The sequence below is a fragment of the Pseudomonas vanderleydeniana genome (assembly GCF_014268755.2).
GTDB classification, from domain to species: domain Bacteria; phylum Pseudomonadota; class Gammaproteobacteria; order Pseudomonadales; family Pseudomonadaceae; genus Aquipseudomonas; species Aquipseudomonas vanderleydeniana.
Genome location: NZ_CP077093.1, coordinates 1,143,412 through 1,159,521 on the forward strand (window position 1 = coordinate 1,143,412; position 16,110 = coordinate 1,159,521).

Annotated in this window: 15 protein-coding genes; 7 read left to right on the plus strand and 8 right to left on the minus strand. The window is 62.4% G+C overall.

The annotated features are described in order from the left end of the window. The first annotated feature begins 24 nt into the window (after positions 1–24). Both ettA and gdhA read left to right on the plus strand, forming a co-directional pair. Positions 25–1,689: an energy-dependent translational throttle protein EttA gene (gene ettA, locus HU752_RS05080; RefSeq protein ID WP_186682666.1), complete on the plus strand. Its 1,665-nt coding sequence runs from the start codon at positions 25–27 to the stop codon at positions 1,687–1,689. Positions 1,690–1,948: 259 nt separating this feature from the next. Then, a complete protein-coding gene (gdhA, locus tag HU752_RS05085; RefSeq protein WP_186682668.1) occupies positions 1,949–3,286 on the plus strand; it encodes an NADP-specific glutamate dehydrogenase in 1,338 nt (445 codons plus the stop codon). 7 nt (positions 3,287–3,293) lie between these two features. Here gdhA and HU752_RS05090 read toward each other — a convergent pair whose 3' ends face one another. After that, complete coding sequence (locus HU752_RS05090; RefSeq protein ID WP_186682670.1) at positions 3,294–3,788, minus strand: GreA/GreB family elongation factor; 495 nt, start codon at positions 3,786–3,788, stop codon at positions 3,294–3,296. A gap of 71 nt (positions 3,789–3,859) precedes the next feature. Beyond that, the gene (locus tag HU752_RS05095) at positions 3,860–4,213 is read right to left on the minus strand and encodes a hypothetical protein (RefSeq protein WP_186682672.1); all 354 of its coding nucleotides are present in this window, start codon (positions 4,211–4,213) and stop codon (positions 3,860–3,862) included. A 244-nt stretch (positions 4,214–4,457) separates the two neighbouring features. On the opposite strand from HU752_RS05095, the gene HU752_RS05100 reads away from it, so the two are divergent. Next, positions 4,458–4,817: a hypothetical protein gene (locus HU752_RS05100; RefSeq protein WP_186682674.1), complete on the plus strand. Its 360-nt coding sequence runs from the start codon at positions 4,458–4,460 to the stop codon at positions 4,815–4,817. 42 nt (positions 4,818–4,859) lie between these two features. Here HU752_RS05100 and HU752_RS05105 read toward each other — a convergent pair whose 3' ends face one another. Together HU752_RS05105 and HU752_RS05110 are read right to left on the minus strand one after the other, a co-directional pair. Then, entirely contained in the window at positions 4,860–6,713 is a 1,854-nt protein-coding gene (locus HU752_RS05105) for an Lnb N-terminal periplasmic domain-containing protein (protein ID WP_186682676.1), read from the minus strand. A 63-nt stretch (positions 6,714–6,776) separates the two neighbouring features. Further along, positions 6,777–7,265 (minus strand): DUF3015 domain-containing protein, encoded by a 489-nt coding sequence (locus HU752_RS05110; RefSeq protein WP_054059049.1) that lies wholly within the window; start codon positions 7,263–7,265, stop codon positions 6,777–6,779. 272 nt (positions 7,266–7,537) lie between these two features. Here HU752_RS05110 and HU752_RS05115 point away from each other — a divergent pair, with 272 nt between their 5' ends. After that, positions 7,538–9,976, plus strand: coding sequence for a Lon protease family protein (locus HU752_RS05115; RefSeq protein WP_186682677.1), 2,439 nt, complete (start codon positions 7,538–7,540; stop codon positions 9,974–9,976). Positions 9,977–10,178: 202 nt separating this feature from the next. Next, positions 10,179–10,496, plus strand: a complete 318-nt coding sequence (locus tag HU752_RS05120) for a PA4575 family protein (RefSeq protein ID WP_054059047.1) — start codon at positions 10,179–10,181, stop codon at positions 10,494–10,496. Positions 10,497–10,500: 4 nt separating this feature from the next. Here the strand turns inward: HU752_RS05120 and HU752_RS05125 are convergent, their stop codons facing one another. After that, positions 10,501–12,327, minus strand: a complete 1,827-nt coding sequence (locus tag HU752_RS05125) for a hypothetical protein (protein ID WP_186682679.1) — start codon at positions 12,325–12,327, stop codon at positions 10,501–10,503. A 172-nt stretch (positions 12,328–12,499) separates the two neighbouring features. Between HU752_RS05125 and HU752_RS05130 the strand changes: the two genes are divergently transcribed. Together HU752_RS05130 and bamJ are read left to right on the plus strand one after the other, a co-directional pair. Then, on the plus strand, positions 12,500–12,988 hold the full coding sequence (locus tag HU752_RS05130; protein ID WP_186682681.1) for a TIGR00645 family protein: 489 nt from the start codon (positions 12,500–12,502) through the stop codon (positions 12,986–12,988). Between the two features lie 192 nt (positions 12,989–13,180). Then, the gene (gene bamJ / locus HU752_RS05135) at positions 13,181–13,798 is read left to right on the plus strand and encodes a BamJ family beta-barrel-assembly machinery protein (RefSeq protein ID WP_186682683.1); all 618 of its coding nucleotides are present in this window, start codon (positions 13,181–13,183) and stop codon (positions 13,796–13,798) included. Between the two features lie 186 nt (positions 13,799–13,984). Here the strand turns inward: bamJ and HU752_RS05140 are convergent, their stop codons facing one another. From HU752_RS05140 to HU752_RS05150, 3 genes are all read right to left on the minus strand, one after another. Further along, on the minus strand, positions 13,985–14,242 hold the full coding sequence (locus tag HU752_RS05140; protein WP_186682685.1) for a PA4570 family protein: 258 nt from the start codon (positions 14,240–14,242) through the stop codon (positions 13,985–13,987). A gap of 202 nt (positions 14,243–14,444) precedes the next feature. Beyond that, complete coding sequence (locus tag HU752_RS05145; protein WP_010451787.1) at positions 14,445–14,786, minus strand: zinc ribbon domain-containing protein YjdM; 342 nt, start codon at positions 14,784–14,786, stop codon at positions 14,445–14,447. Positions 14,787–15,105: 319 nt separating this feature from the next. Next, entirely contained in the window at positions 15,106–16,074 is a 969-nt protein-coding gene (locus tag HU752_RS05150) for a polyprenyl synthetase family protein (RefSeq protein ID WP_186682687.1), read from the minus strand. Positions 16,075–16,110: the final 36 nt, after the last annotated feature.

The window sequence follows — 16,110 nt, forward strand, 5'->3', positions numbered from 1 at the left end:
TCAGTCACTGACGCTAGGTTCTCCATGGCTCAATACGTCTTCACCATGCATCGGCTGGGCAAAGTTGTGCCGCCGAAGCGGGAAATCCTGAAAAACATCTCCCTGTCGTTTTTCCCCGGCGCCAAGATCGGCGTCCTTGGCCTGAACGGCTCGGGCAAGTCCACCCTGCTGAAGATCATGGCTGGCGTCGACACCGAGTTCGAGGGTGAAGCACGGCCAATGCCGGAGCTGAACATCGGCTATCTGCCGCAGGAGCCGCAACTGGACCCGACCAAGAGCGTGCGCGAAGTGGTCGAGGAAGCGGTCAGCGTGATCAAGGACGCCCAGGCCCGCCTGGACGAGGTCTACGCCGCCTACGCCGAGCCGGATGCCGACTTCGACAAGCTGGCCGCCGAGCAGGCCAAGCTGGAAGCGATCCTGCAGGCCAGCGATGGCCACAACCTGGAACGCCAGCTGGAAGTCGCCGCCGATGCGCTGCGCCTGCCGGCCTGGGACGCCCGTGTCGAACACCTGTCCGGCGGCGAGAAGCGCCGCGTGGCCCTGTGCCGCCTGCTGCTGTCGGCTCCCGACATGCTGCTGCTCGACGAACCGACCAACCACCTGGATGCCGACTCCGTGGCCTGGCTGGAGCACTTCCTGCACGACTTCCCCGGCACCGTGGTGGCGATCACCCACGACCGTTACTTCCTGGACAACGTCGCTGGCTGGATTCTCGAGCTCGATCGCGGCGCCGGTATCCCGTACGAAGGCAACTACTCGGGCTGGCTGGAAGCCAAGTCCGAGCGTCTGGCCCAGGAATCCAAGCAGCAGTCGGCTCACGAAAAGGCCATGAAGGAAGAGCTGGAGTGGGTGCGCAAGGGCGCCAAGGCCCGCCAGTCCAAATCCAAGGCTCGCCTGCAGCGCTTCGAGGAAATGCAGTCGCAGGAATTCCAGAAGCGCAGCGAGACCAACGAGATCTACATCCCGGCCGGTCCACGCCTGGGCGACAAGGTCATCGAGTTCAAGAACGTTACCAAGGGCTACGGCGATCGCGTGCTGATCGACAACCTGTCGTTCAGCATGCCCAAAGGCGCGATCGTCGGTGTGATCGGTGGTAACGGTGCCGGTAAGTCGACGCTGTTCCGCATGCTGATGGGCCAGGAGACTCCGGACTCCGGCAGCATCGAGATCGGTGAAACCGTGCAACTGGCCTGCGTCGACCAGAGCCGCGAGGACCTGGACGGCAGCAAGACCGTGTTCCAGCAGATCTCCGACGGTTCCGACCAGATCCGCATCGGCAACTACGAGATCCCTTCGCGTACCTACGTCGGTCGCTTCAACTTCAAGGGCGGCGACCAGCAGAAGTTCGTCAAGGACCTGTCCGGTGGTGAGCGTGGTCGCCTGCACCTGGCCCTGACCCTGAAGGAGGGCGGCAACGTCCTGCTGCTCGACGAACCGTCCAACGACCTCGACGTCGAGACCCTGCGTTCCCTGGAGGAAGCCCTGCTGGACTTCCCGGGCGCAGCCATCGTGATCTCCCACGACCGTTGGTTCCTGGACCGTGTGGCGACGCACATCCTGGCCTATGAGGACGACTCGCAGGCGGTGTTCTTCGAAGGCAACTACACCGAGTACGAAGCCGATCGCAAGAAGCGCCTCGGCGACGCAGCGGCCCAGCCGCACCGCGTACGGCACAAGAAACTGGCCTGATCGGGCGGGTGGTGGAAAAGGCGGAGCCCTCGGGCTCCGCTTTTTTTATGCCTGTTTTCCGGAATTTCCACTTTGGTGCGTCACGCTGCATAACATGCATTCTTGTGGTGCTTACAAGACCTGTTTTTCCTGGTTATTTATATAAAAAGCACCATTTAAATTCATAAGTGCGACATTTTGCACTGTCCTAGTGCTCGATCAGTTGCTAAAGTCCGGGTCGAATTATTGAAAACGACAACTCATTGACGAGACCCTTCCCATGATCGAATCTGTCGACCACTTCCTTGCCCGCCTGAAAAAACGTGATCCGGACCAACCGGAATTCCACCAGGCGGTGGAGGAAGTCCTGCGCAGCCTGTGGCCTTTCCTGGAGGCCAATCCGCACTACCTGACCTCGGGCATTCTCGAGCGTCTGTGTGAGCCGGAACGGGCGATCACGTTCCGCGTGTCGTGGGTCGACGATCAGGGCAAGGTCCAGGTCAACCGGGGTTTCCGGATCCAGATGAACAGCGCCATCGGCCCGTACAAGGGCGGCTTGCGCTTCCACCCGTCGGTGAACCTCGGGGTGCTGAAGTTCCTCGCCTTCGAGCAGAGCTTCAAGAATGCCCTGACCTCACTGCCGATGGGGGGTGGCAAGGGTGGTTCGGACTTCGATCCCAAGGGCAAGAGCGATGCGGAAGTCATGCGCTTCTGCCAGGCCTTCATGAGTGAGCTGTACCGCCATATCGGTGCCGACGTCGACGTCCCGGCCGGTGACATCGGCGTCGGTGCCCGCGAGATCGGTTTCCTGTTCGGCCAGTACAAGCGCCTGGCCAACCAGTTCACCTCGGTGCTGACCGGCAAGGGCATGAGCTACGGTGGCAGCCTGATTCGCCCGGAAGCCACCGGTTTCGGTTGCGTGTACTTCGCCGAGGAAATGCTCAAGCGCAACGACGAGTGCGTCGAAGGCAAGCGGGTGGCGATCTCCGGTTCCGGCAACGTCGCGCAATATGCGGCGCGCAAGGTCATGGACCTGGGCGGCAAGGTGATCTCGCTGTCCGACTCCGAAGGCACGCTGTACTGCGAGGCCGGCCTGAGCGAAGAGCAATGGCAGGCGCTGATGGAGCTGAAGAACGTCCAGCGCGGGCGGATCAGCGAGCTGGCGCAGCGCTTCGGCCTGGAGTTCCTGGCCGGTGAGCGCCCATGGAACCTGAGCTGCGACATCGCGCTGCCCTGTGCGACCCAGAACGAGCTGGATGCCGAGGCCGCCCGGACCCTGTTGCGCAACGGCTGCATCTGCGTGGCCGAGGGGGCGAACATGCCAACGACCCTGGAGGCTGTGGATATCTTCATTGAGGCCGGCACCCTGTTCGCTCCGGGCAAGGCTTCGAATGCCGGCGGCGTGGCGGTCAGCGGCCTGGAAATGTCGCAGAACGCCATGCGCCTGCTGTGGACGGCCGGTGAGGTCGACAGCAAGCTGCACGGCATCATGCAGGCGATCCACCACGCCTGCGTGCACTACGGCGAGGAAAATGGCCGGGTCAACTACGTCAAGGGCGCGAACATCGCCGGTTTCGTCAAGGTTGCCGAAGCCATGCTGGCCCAGGGCGTCGTCTGATCGGCCACTAGGCCGGGTCGATCCGGGTGATCTCGATCATCTGGTCGCCGGCCGGCCGTTTCCACAACACCTCATCGCCCAGGCGGGCGCCCAACAGTGCCCGCCCCAGCGGCGAGCCCCAGTTGATCAGGCCGCGGGCATAGTCGGCCTGGTCTTCCCCCACCAGTTGCACCTGCTGTTGCCGGTCCTGTTCGTCGACGAAGGTCACCTGGCTGCCAATCTGGACGATTTCGGTCGAGGTCGCCGGTGCGGCAAGTTGGGCGCTGCTCAGACGTTGATTGAAGTAGCGCAGGTCGCGTTCGATGTCAGCCAGGCGCTGTTTGTCCGCCTGCTCACCCAGGGCATTCTGTTGGGCATGCTCGGCCTGTAGTGCGACCACACGGGCCTGCAACTGGGCCAGGCCCGCCGGGGTGACATAGTTGGGTTGCGTGCTGACCTGGCGCTCCACCGGCTGGCTGGCCTGGGCGGCGGCATTGTCTTCATTGACGAAGGCGCGACTCATGGCGTTCTCCTGTATATGGCCTGGGGACCATGCTCGCAGGGTTCGGCGAAGGGGTGTTGTCCGAAAACGACCTACTGCGAACGGTAGGCCTTGGCCGCATCACGGTCCTTTTCCTGCTGCCAGGCGCGCTCGCGTTCGTCCCAGTGGCGGTCCTTGTAGGCTTCGCGATCTTCGTTTTCACGCATGGCCTGGCACTGGCGGAAACCATCGTCCCAGCCGGTGGCGTATTCATGCTGCTGCAGGTAGCGCGGCACGTTCTTGCGAAACTGGCCGGTGATGGCCCCGGCGGCTTGCCGGCCGCTGGAGCAGCCGTCATCGAAACCGTCGGCGAAGGCCGGTGGATAACCTTGCATGAGCAAATGGTCGTGGGTCGACTCGCAACCGGCGAGTGCGACCACTACGCCCAACAACAGCCAACGCCACATCCTGACACCCTGATTCCTTGATCTGCCTGTCGTTGAGTGTAGGCGGTTCTTTGTCAGCGGGGTGTGAAGACGCTGTCGCGAAGCGGTTGTGATTGAGCGGTTTGTGACATCGGTGGGTAAATTTTTCCGACACAAGTCGTCATCTTTCGATGTAGGGTAATAGCGCGCCGAGCGCTCTGCGCCGGCTGTTTCAGCCTTGCGCGAAAGCGTGGGGGCGTGTGTCGTCAAAGAAAGAGAGTTGTGTATGAGTTGTTTTAAAACCCATGGCATGGGTGTCGGCCTGACCTTGTCCGCGTGCGTTGCCCTGGGTGAGCCCCTTCCCGAGAGCTCGTTGCTGGATCGTTATGGCATGACGGTGGACGATTTGCCCGCCGCCGCCGTGACGCAGGCCCCCAAGGTTGCGGTCGAGGAGCCCGCCAGCCTTTTTCAGCTTCAGGCTGAACCACCCCTGGTGGATATCCGTCTCGGCGAGCAGAAAGAGCCGGAGAGCGTGGGTAACATCACCATCGACAACATGCTCAGGCGCGATCAGGAGCATTGCCTGCGTCTGCTGGGGCAGTCGCTGGAGCGTGATCCCGGGCGCACGAAACTGAAATGTGACTGACCCGGATGGGCGAGCCGTGGCTCGCGTGATCGCGGGTCCGGCTCAATAGTGATACCACTTCAGTTCCAGCATGACTTCGTTTTCCGCTGAAGCCAGTTTGCTGAACTCGCGCTGCGCGCTCAGCCGCAGGCCGAGGTTGCGCGACAGTTCCCATTGCTGGTTGAGGCTCAGGCTGCGGCGCACTTCACCGTTGGTGAAATAGTCGCCCCTGGCTTCCAGGCTCAGGTTGCCCAGTGGGTTTTTCCACAGCAGGCCAGTGTTGAAGCCGGTGGCCGGTGACACCACGGCGGCGAAGTCGGCGTTGTGTTCCAGGCGTACGGTACCGAGGGCGAAGCCGAGCAGGTCGTCGCTCAATTGCCAGGTGCCACCAGCCCCCCCGTTGACGTGGCTGACCAGGGTCTGGTCATCATGTTTGCCGGGCACCCGTTCCAGGCCGCCGGTGACTTGCCAGGACCACGGCTGCAGCAGTGCGTTGCGTGGTGTCAGCGAACGGATGGTCGCCAGGTCCAGTTGTTGGAGCTGCCAGTGGTTGCCTTCGTATTGGCGCAACTTCATCTGCAGGATTTCGATCTGCGCGCCCAGGGGGAAACCCTCGACGTTGTCGTTCAGGTCGTGGTAGGCCATGCGCAGGCCGTATTCGCCGAATGCCTGGCTGCCACGGGTGCCGAGCCCGGCCTGCCAAGTGCGCGATTCGTGGCCGTTTTCCGGCAACCCGGGCGGGGTGATCCGCAACTCCGGGGCCGGGTTGCGGTTGATCGCCCGCAGCAGCTCGAAGCTGCGTTGCGCACGCACCGGGTCGCGTTCCTGGCCGTTGGCCCGGTAGCGCTCGAGCCGGTAGGCGGCGTCGATGATCAGTGCCTGGCGCTCACGTGGCTGGGCCTTGAAGGCCGGGTCCTGCAGGGCGTTCTGGTCGGCGCTGACCTTGAGCACCCACTGCTGTTCCTCCGGGTCCAGCGGCTTGGCCCGCTCCAGCAACTCGCGTTCGCGGGATGGGCGGTAGTCGACCTTCTCCACCAGCCCCGCCGCCTTGACCGCCTTCACGGTGTCGGTGGGGATCGCCGTCAGCGGGAACTGCCCGGTGAGGCGCAGGCTGGGGCGGGCGACCTGCAACAGTTCCAGCAGGCGGTAGGAGCAGTTTTCATCGAAGAAGAAGTAGTCGAACCGGACCTGCTTCAGCTCCCAGACGTGCTCGACCATGCGCGCGGTTTCTTCCGGGGTCAGGTTCAGCCGGTACTCCCACAGGTCGCGGTTTTCCAGGCTGCGGTATTCGGAAAGCTTTTCCTGGTAGGGCACCAGGGCGAACAGCCCCGGATAGCCGCCCATCAGGCCCTTCCAGGCATAAAGAATGCTGTTGTCCGAGCCTTCGATGTAGGCGCCGAAGTTGATCGCGTAGCTGAGCAGCGAGGTCTGGTCACGCTGCACGTCGGCCTGGTCGATGCGCAGCAGGGTGTGGCCGAACATCGACGAGGGGCTGTTCAGGTAGGCCGCGGGAAAGATCATCACCGTGCTGTGGGGCGAGACATCCTTGAACCACTGGTTGAATTCCGAGCAGTCCGGTGTCGGCAGGTCCTTGAGTTGCAGTTGCGCCCTGAGCCAGCGGGTGCGTGCCGGATAGACGCATTGTGCATGCTGGTTGCCGGCGCTGGCCGGGGCGTAGAGCGCGGCGACGGTGGCCTTCAGTTCCGCATCGGGATGATGGGCTCCATCGGCGGCGAGAAAGAATTTGCTGTCGCTGACGTAGCTGCGCCAGCCGCCGAGCTTGGCGTGTTCGTAATGGCCCAGGGAGATCCAGAAGGGATCGTTGGCCAGTTGCTGCAAACGTTGGTCATCAAGGTGTGAAGCGGCCTGGAGTGGGGTGCAGGCACAGAGCGCCAGGTAGGCAAGGCGTTTGAGCATGTTGGGCAACTGTTGTCCGGATCGGGCAGGGAATGCCCGCCCCGTGAGGCGGGCGGGTCAAGCTCAGGCCTGGGTGGCGTACTTGGCCAGGCGTGGGTCGCTCTTGAGGACGGCCAGGGTGTTGGTGTGCACGTCGTCGGCGGTGACGTCGGCCTTGTTGAAGATCTGCTGGAAGTGCTCGTGGGTCACGGCGGCAAAATGCGCACGATCTTCCGGTGCGACACCGAGGACGACGGCGTAGGTGGTCAGGGCTTCACCCTGGCCCTTGGCCATGTCTTCCGACAGCTCGTTCATCATGCCATTCATGGCAATCCAGGATTTGCCGCCATAGGTCAGGGCGTCCTTGGTCGAGCAGCCGTTGGTTCCGGACGTCATGCCGAAGGTGGCGTTACCGGAGGTGCCGTTGGTGGTGGAGGCCAGGAAGTGGGCCGGGGTACCGCGTTGGCCCTTGAACAGCATGTTGCCCCAACCGCAGTCCGGGCCACCGGGTGCCTGGGCCATGGCCTGGAGGGAGACAACGGTGAAGAGAGTACCGAGAAGAATCCGTTTCATAGCTTTGTTCTCTATTTGTGTGCATGCCAAAACAAGGAGCCGGCCTGTTCGAGCGCCGGTGGGCCGGTTATGTCTCCGGCCGCGCACGTTGGAGTTTAGGCACGATCCAAGGGTTCCGTGATTTTTTGCCCGAATAATGATGTATATGGCAGGTAGTCGCGTTCCGAAGGCTTTCGTCTGCGTGAGACGATTCGCCTGCCTGCCGCCTTGCCAGCCGGGGGCGGCCAGCGCCAGAATGCTTTCATCTGCCCCGCCTGATGTAAGGAAGCCCGATGTCTGATTCTGTTGCTGCCAGCCTGCGTCTTGCGCCCGAAGCGCTGACTCGCCCTTTCTCCGCTGAACAGTTCAGCTTCTCCACCACCAACGATCTGGAGCCTTTTCGCGGTGTGCTCGGCCAGGAACGCGCGGTCGAAGCGTTGCAGTTCGGTGTGGCGATGCCACGCCCCGGTTACAACGTGTTTGTCATGGGCGAGCCGGGAACCGGTCGCTTCTCGTTCGTCAAACGTTACCTGAAGGCCGAAGGCAAGCGCCTGCAGACGCCCTCGGACTGGGTCTACGTCAACAATTTCGATGAGCCGCGCGAGCCGCGGGCGCTGGAGTTGCCTGCGGGCGAGGCCGGTGCATTCATCAGCGACATCGGAGGCCTGATCGACAACCTGCTGGCGACCTTTCCGGCCGTCTTCGAACACCCCTCCTACCAGCAGAAAAAGAGCGGCATCGACCGTTCCTTCAACCAGCGTTATGACCGCGCCCTGGATGTGATCGAGCGCCTGGCGCTGGAGAAGGAAGTCGCCCTGTATCGTGACAGCAGCAATATCGCCTTCACTCCGATGAGCGACGGCAAGGCGCTCGACGAGGCGGAGTTTTCCCAGTTGCCGGAGGCCGAGCGCGAGCGTTTTCACACCGACATCGCCGAACTCGAGGAGCGTCTCAACGAGGAGCTGGCCAGCCTGCCGCAATGGAAACGCGAGTCGAGCAATCAGCTGCGTCAGTTGAACGAGGAAACCATCACGCTGGCCCTGCAGCCGCTGCTGGCGCCTTTGTCGGAAAAGTACGCGGAAAACGCCGCCGTCTGCGGCTATCTGCAAGCCATGCAGGTCAACCTGCTGCGGACCGTGGTCGAGCAGTTGGTGGACGACAGCAAGACCGACGCCGTGGCGCGCAAGCTGCTCGAGGAGCAGTACGCCCCGAGCCTGGTGGTCGGCCATCCGTCCAGCGGTGGAGCACCGGTGGTGTTCGAACCGCATCCGACCTACGACAACCTGTTTGGCCGGATCGAATACAGCACCGACCAGGGCGCGCTGTACACCACCTACCGGCAACTGCGGCCGGGTGCGCTGCACCGGGCCAATGGCGGCTTCCTGATCCTTGAAGCCGAGAAGATGCTCAGCGAGCCGTTTGTCTGGGACGCGCTCAAGCGGGCCTTGCAGTCGCGCAAGCTGAAGATGGAATCGCCGCTGGGCGAACTGGGGCGCCTGGCCACGGTGACCCTGACGCCACAGGTGATCCCGTTGCAGCTCAAGGTCATCATCATCGGTGCGCGCCACCTGTACTACACCCTGCAGGACCTGGATCCGGACTTCCAGGAGATGTTCCGCGTCCTGGTGGACTTCGACGAAGACATCCCGATGGTCGACGAGAGCCTGGAGCAGTTCGCCCAGTTGCTCAAGACGCGCACTTCGGAGGAGGGCATGGCGCCCTTGACCGCCGATGCCGTCGCACGCCTGGCGACCTACAGCGCACGGCTCGCCGAGCACCAGGGGCGGTTGTCGGCGCGCATTGGCGACCTGTTCCAACTGGTCAGCGAGGCGGACTTCATCCGCCACCTGGCCGGTGACGAGCGCACCGATGCCGGTCATATCGAGCGCGCCCTGAAGGCCAAGGCCACGCGTACCGGCCGGGTGTCGGCGCGGATTCTCGACGACATGCTGGCGGGTATCATCCTGATCGATACCGCCGGCGCGGCGGTGGGCAAGTGCAACGGCCTGACGGTGCTGGAGGTCGGTGACTCGGCATTCGGCGTGCCGGCGCGGATTTCCGCCACGGTCTACCCGGGCGGTAGCGGCATCGTCGACATCGAGCGCGAGGTGAACCTTGGCCAGCCGATCCACTCCAAAGGGGTAATGATTCTCACCGGCTACCTGGGTAGCCGGTATGCCCAGGAGTTCCCGCTGGCGATTTCCGCGAGTATCGCTCTCGAGCAGTCCTACGGTTATGTCGACGGCGACAGCGCGTCCCTTGGCGAGGCCTGTACGTTGATCTCGGCCCTGTCGAAGACCCCGCTCAAGCAGTGCTTCGCCATTACCGGGTCGATCAACCAGTTCGGCGAGGTGCAGGCGGTCGGTGGGGTCAACGAGAAGATCGAGGGCTTTTTCCGACTCTGCGAAGCCCGTGGCCTGACCGGTGAGCAGGGCGCGATCATCCCGCAGGCCAACGTCGCGACGCTGATGCTCGACGAGAAGGTCTTGCAGGCGGTACGGGCGGGGTTGTTCCATGTGTATGCGGTGCGCCAGGCTGACGAGGCGCTGAGCCTGCTGGTCGGCGAGCCTGCCGGTGAGCCGGACGCCGAAGGCCAGTTCCCGGAAGGCAGCGTCAATGCACGGGTGGTGGAGCGGCTGCGGGTGATTGCCGAGATGATCAGCGAGGATGATCTCAAGGAAGCCGAGAAGGAGGCTGCCGAGCAGGCGCTGGTCGAGGTCAAGCCGTCCTGATGCCCCTTGCGGGGGCCGGTTCGCTGGCTCCCGCCTGGAGGTCAAGAGTTTGACGTTTTTTGAAAAGGTGTCCGTTTGTCCTCCAGGCCCTTGTGCTGCCTGGATTTATTCTATTCTCTGGGCAAGGACATCCACTGTAGTCACTGGAACGATGCAGGCTCCATCGGGGGTCTGAAGACAGGATCTACCGAGGGTCGCCGTCATGTCGCGCAGCCTGTGTCTCACCCGTCAATGCCTGGGTCTGGTCACCCGCATCGAATGTGTCATTCGCCCACTTGCCGGGGACAACGGCATGTGGACCCTCCTGTTCGCCGCCGGAATGGCCGGTGAGCAACCCTCCGCGATCAAGTCCCAGGGCCCGTTCCATGGCCCCTTCGTCGCGGAGTCCATCCTCGACTCGATCGTCGAAAGTCTGACCCTGCACGGCTACCAGTTGGCCGAGGAGCCGCAGATCTGGCGGCTGCACCTGCAGGCGCAGTTGCGACAGATCAACGGCGAGCGCAGCCGGCAACTGCATTGAGCAATCACTCGGCCGGTTCGTTGTTCTGGACCTTGTCGAGCTTGACCTCGAAGCCGTATTCGACGGTTTGCAGATCGGTGCGCTGGTAGCTCTCCAGATGCGTCGGCTGGCCGTAGAAGTAATGCACCTCGTAAACCGGCGCCGAGCCGGTTTTTTCGTCGTGGCGGCTGGACAGAATCTCTTTGAGGTAGTGACCGCTGTCGTCCTTGGCATAGAAGCGCCAGGACTCGGCGGGGAACTGTTTCTGGTCGACCACCAGGGCGTTGCCGCGTAGTTCCAGGCCCTTGGGCAACTGGCGGGCGTCGAGGGTGTTTTTCTGGATGGTGGCCAGAAACAGCGGCATCGAGCCGACGGCATAGGCCGGTGTTTCCGGAAACAGGTTGAGGTCGTAGGTGATCGAGCCTTCCATCGGGTCGACCTCGAAGGCCTCCTTGGGCAGCTCCAGCGGTTCGCCACGCTTGCCCTGTTCGTCTTCGGCGAAGAAGGTCACCGGGCTGTCGCCAGGGTTGAAGGCGGAGCCGAGCAGTTCGTCGTTGAAGGTCCTGGGATGGTCGAACTCGATTCGCGCGGCGCTGGCGTCCTCGACCGATTGGCTGATGCTGACGCTCTTCTTCAGGTGTTCGGCATCGAGGTTGGCATCCTTGAGGTAGCTGGCGGCCTGGTCGTCGTAGACCACGACAGGCATGGGCAGCGCCTGGATGTCCTTGCCGCTGCCGGTGTCGAACTGGCGTACCGGCAGGTCCAGGTCCTTGCGGTTGACGACCGCGTCGGAGAAGTCCAGCACGCTGATTTCCAGCTTGTCGACCAGGCCGTTGAAGTACACGCGGGTGTAGCGGGTGGGCTGGCTGGCTTCGAAGGTTTTCTGCTCGTTCTCGAGCTTTTTCTCGAACTCGTCGCTCCAGCTCTTCTGCTTGAGCATTTCGTCCAGTTGCTTCTGGTAGAAGGCGAGTTGGGCGGCGTTCTCGTTGATCGAGCCCGAGCGCGAGAGAAATTTTCCGGTCTTGTCCCGCGCCTGGGCGATCAACGGATTCAGCGGGGTATCGCCCAGTTGTGGGGCCTGTGGGGCGCTGTTGCTCAGCTCGATTTCGGCATTGTTCCGGTCGAGGGAGACCAGGGTCAGGCTGATGTTGTCCCGGGTCTGGGGCTTGCCGATATCCTTGCCGGTCAATTCGAAGGTGACGACTTTGCGCGGCGCGATCACCTCGACCTTGCCGTGCAGGGTCACGGGTTGCGGCTGCTTGCTGTTCTCGACCTCCAGGCCCTCGATGTAGGGGTAGGTGACCGTCAGGTCATCCGGGTTGGTCATGTTGGCGCTGGAGGGGCTCAACTGGATGCCGGGATCGGTTTCCGACCATTCGGGCTGGAAGGGGATCTCCTGCTTGTTGCTCAGCGTGACCGACTGCCATTCCAGCGCATGGGGGAAGGGGAACTCGGTCGGGTAGTTGAAGCTGAACGGGAAGATCGGCTGCAGGTCGGTCAGGTAGTCGGAGCTGGATTTCTTGCGCAGCACGAACAGGCCGTTGATGTAGGTCTCGGCCAGGGCCTGCGGGCTTTCATAGTGCTTGAGCAGTGCCAGGGCGTCGTCGCTGTATTCGGTCTCGATCGGCTTGTCGCGCAGGCGCAGGCGAGCCCGTTCAAGGAGCAGCAGCGAGCCACCGAGGTCGGCCACGGCATCCTTGAGCTTGGGGTCCTGGATGGTGTCCAGGGTTTTCTCGAACTGTGCGGTCCTTTCTTCCAGGCTGGCTTGTGGCGGCTTGTCGTGGGGCGAGCAAGCGTTCAGCAGCAGAGCGACCGAGAGTCCGAGGCAACCCAGGGGGCGTCGCAAATCCATTGTTCAGTTTTCCTGTCCACAGTGCGTGCGCGATGTCATTGATGCCGACACTAGCAGAAAATCGGGGTGACGCAGCTGTCCTGGCGTTGAACGAGCTGCATGAAGCAGGCTTTTTCCCTTGGGTTGAGGCGCTGGTATACTCGCGGCCATTTTCAGGCGATATGTGAGATTCATGGAACGGTTTATCGAAAATGCGATGTATGCGTCGCGCTGGCTGCTGGCGCCGATCTATTTCGGCTTGTCCCTGGGGTTGCTGGCCCTGGCCCTGAAGTTCTTCCAGGAAGTGTTTCACGTTATCCCCAACGTGTTTTCCATGGCCGAATCCGAGCTGATCCTGGTGCTGCTGTCGATGATCGACATGGCGCTGGTGGGCGGGCTGCTGGTGATGGTGATGATGTCGGGCTACGAGAACTTCGTTTCCCAGCTGGATATCTCCGACGACAAGGAAAAGCTCAGCTGGCTGGGCAAGATGGATTCCACCTCGTTGAAGATGAAAGTGGCGGCGTCCATCGTGGCCATCTCCTCGATCCATCTGCTGCGCGTGTTCATGGATGCCAAGAACGTCGATCCGGTGCATCTGCAGTGGTACGTGATCATTCACATGACGTTCGTGATCTCCGCGTTCGCCATGGGGTATCTGGACAAGCTGACCAAGCATTGAGCCTCGGCGAGCCTGTCCATTCGTGCCGCCCGTGCGTTGTGAAACGCACGGGCGGTGTCGTTTCCGGGCTTGAATGCTGCTAACCGCGGGCGCTTCTGTGCTAGTCTGCTTGCCCTTTTTGGTTCCGGGCGTGAGGGAAGATGCCGTGTTTTCAGGGTGTTTTCCGGAGCAGTCCCACAGCGGAGCAGTAAGATGTCCGAAGTAAATCTGTCCACCGACGAAACCCGCGTCAGCTACGGTATCGGCCGTCAGCTGGGCGACCAGCTGCGCGACAACCCGCCACCTGGCGTGAGCCTGGACGCGATCCTGGCCGGCCTGACCGACGCCTTCAACGGCCAGCCAAGCCGTGTGGGCCAGGAAGAGCTGTCCGCCAGCTTCAAGGTCATCCGTGAAATCATGCAGGCCGAAGCGGCTGCCAAGGCTGAAGCCGCGGCCGGTGCCGGCCTGGCATTCCTGGCTGAAAACGCCAAGCGCGAAGGCATCACTACCCTGGCTTCGGGCCTGCAGTTCGAAGTGCTGACTCAAGGTGACGGCGCCAAGCCGACCCGTGAAGACACCGTGCGCACTCACTACCACGGCACCCTGATCGACGGTAGCGTGTTCGACAGCTCCTACGAGCGTGGCCAGCCAGCCGAGTTCCCGGTCGGTGGCGTGATCGCCGGTTGGACCGAAGCGCTGCAACTGATGAACGCCGGCAGCAAGTGGCGCCTGTACGTACCGAGCGAGCTGGCCTATGGCGCCCAGGGCGTTGGCAGCATCCCGCCGCACAGCGTGCTGGTATTCGACGTCGAGCTGTTGGCCGTCCTGTAACTTTCAGGCGTTGGCTCTCGCGGGATCACTTTTTCCGATCGTTCCCGCGCTCCGCGCCGATCGTTCCCACGCACTGCGTGGGAATGCCTCTCTGGACGCTCGGCGTCCGCTCTTGTGACGCAGAGCGTCACGGGCTGCGTTCCCACGCGGAGCGTGGGAACGATCATCGCTGGACATGGGTGATGTTCACATCTGCAGCTTGCTGTGGATATCTACCGTCGGGCGCAATGCCCGGGCGTAACAGAACAGGAACAGGTTGCGCACCAGTTCCTTGAGCACCAGCGGTTCGCTGGAGCTCAGTCCGCTGACATCCAGGTCACCCTGGTCCTGCAGTTCATGCAGCGCCTCTTCCTCAAGCACCGCACAGACTTCACCCGTTTCCCGATGCAGGATACGCAGGTAAGGGTGTGGGCGGTCCAGCCAGGCATCGATCAAATAAGTCATGGTCTCATCTCCTTGATGGGTTTCAATGAGAATAATTCTTATTCAAAGAATAGCAAGTGCCTATTGGCAGATTCCTGGTTTTTCTGTGGGGGGATTTGCTTGAAATCAAGGATGGGGAGTGCAGCAGAAGGGAGAGCCAGGCGCTGCTGATGGGCGGGGAAGGCTGCTGGCGACAGATATTGTCGCCAGCGTGGCTGGTTTCTCAGGCTTTCCTGACGAATTCCGATTTCAGCTTCATCGGGCCGATGCCGTCGATCTTGCAGTCGATATCGTGATCGCCGTCGCACAGGCGGATGTTCTTGACCTTGGTGCCGACCTTGACCACCAGCGAGGTGCCCTTGACCTTGAGGTCCTTGATCACGGTGATGGTGTCGCCGTCCTGAAGGATATTGCCCACGGAATCCTTCTTCACGCTGTCGTCGGAGGCCGCTTCGGCCTCGCCGCTGGCGGACCACTCATGGGCGCACTCCGGGCAGACCAGCTGGACGCCGTCTTCGTAGGTGAATTCGGAATTGCATTTGGGGCAGGGTGGCAACGTGCTCACTAGGGCTCCTCAGGTTCTGGGAAGGCTAAAAGCGCACATTATATAGGGTTTTGTCGAACAGCGGGCAGTCAGGCCGCTACAGGGGCAGTTGGGGGTGGGGGAGTCCAGGCCTGTGGGAGCCGGATTTATCCGCGAAAGGCACTCAAGGCCGCTAAAAGCTTCGCGGATAAATCCGGCTCCCACGGTTCGCGATGTCTGTCGTGATTCCAGAGAGCCTGTTTGGCCGCTCGTCGGCGATGGGCTAAAGGACAGTTGGCTCCCACAGAATCCGCTTCTCACAGAATCCTGCTCCCACTGCCTCTGCAAGTGGGGCTATGCCTTAGTGGGTGCGGGCGACGGCGAATTCGCTCAGTTCGACCAGAGCATCACGGTACTCGCTGGCCGGCAGCGCCTCCAGGCAGGCAATGGCGCGAGCCACGTAGTCACGGGCCAGTTGCGCGGTGTACTGCAGCGAACCTGAGGCTTCCACGGCGACGCGGATGCTTTCCAGGTCCTCGATCCCGCCTTTCTGGATCGCCTGGCGTACCAGGGCGGCCTGTTCCGGCGTACCTTCACGCATGGTGTAGATCAGCGGCAGGGTTGGCTTGCCTTCGGCCAGGTCGTCGCCGACGTTCTTGCCCAGGGTTTCGGCATCGCCCTTGTAGTCCAGCAGGTCGTCGACCAGTTGGAAGGCCACGCCCAGGTGGTCACCGAAGGTACGCAGGGCTTCGGCCTGTTCCGGCGTCGCTGCGCACAAGGCGGCGGCGCTGTGGGTCGAGGCCTCGAAGAGCATCGCGGTCTTGCCGCGGATGACCTCCATGTAGGTTTCCTCGGTGGTGCTGGCGTCGCGAACCTTGGACAGTTGCAACACTTCGCCTTCGGCGATGATACGGGTGGCCTGGGAGAGGATCTTCATCACCGGCATCGAGCCGAGTTCGACCATCATCTCGAAGGAGCGCGAATAGAGGAAGTCGCCGACCAGCACGCTGGGCGCGTTACCCCACATGGCGTTGGCGGTGGAACGGCCGCGGCGCATGCCGGACATGTCGACCACGTCGTCGTGCAGCAGGGTCGCGGTGTGCAGGAACTCGATGGTCGCCGCCAGCAGGCGCAGGTCGTCGCCTTCACGGCCGAGGGCCTTGCCACACAGCAGCACCAATAAAGGACGCAGGCGCTTGCCGCCGGCCGAGGTGATGTAGTCACCGATTTTCGAGACCAGTGGCACCCGGGAAGTCAGCTGCTTCTTGATGATGCCGTCGACGGCGCTAAAATCGTCCGCCACCGCGCGGTAGAAAGCTTGGGGTTGCATCAGCGAGAGTCGCTCCAGAAGGGTTGCGCGGCATGC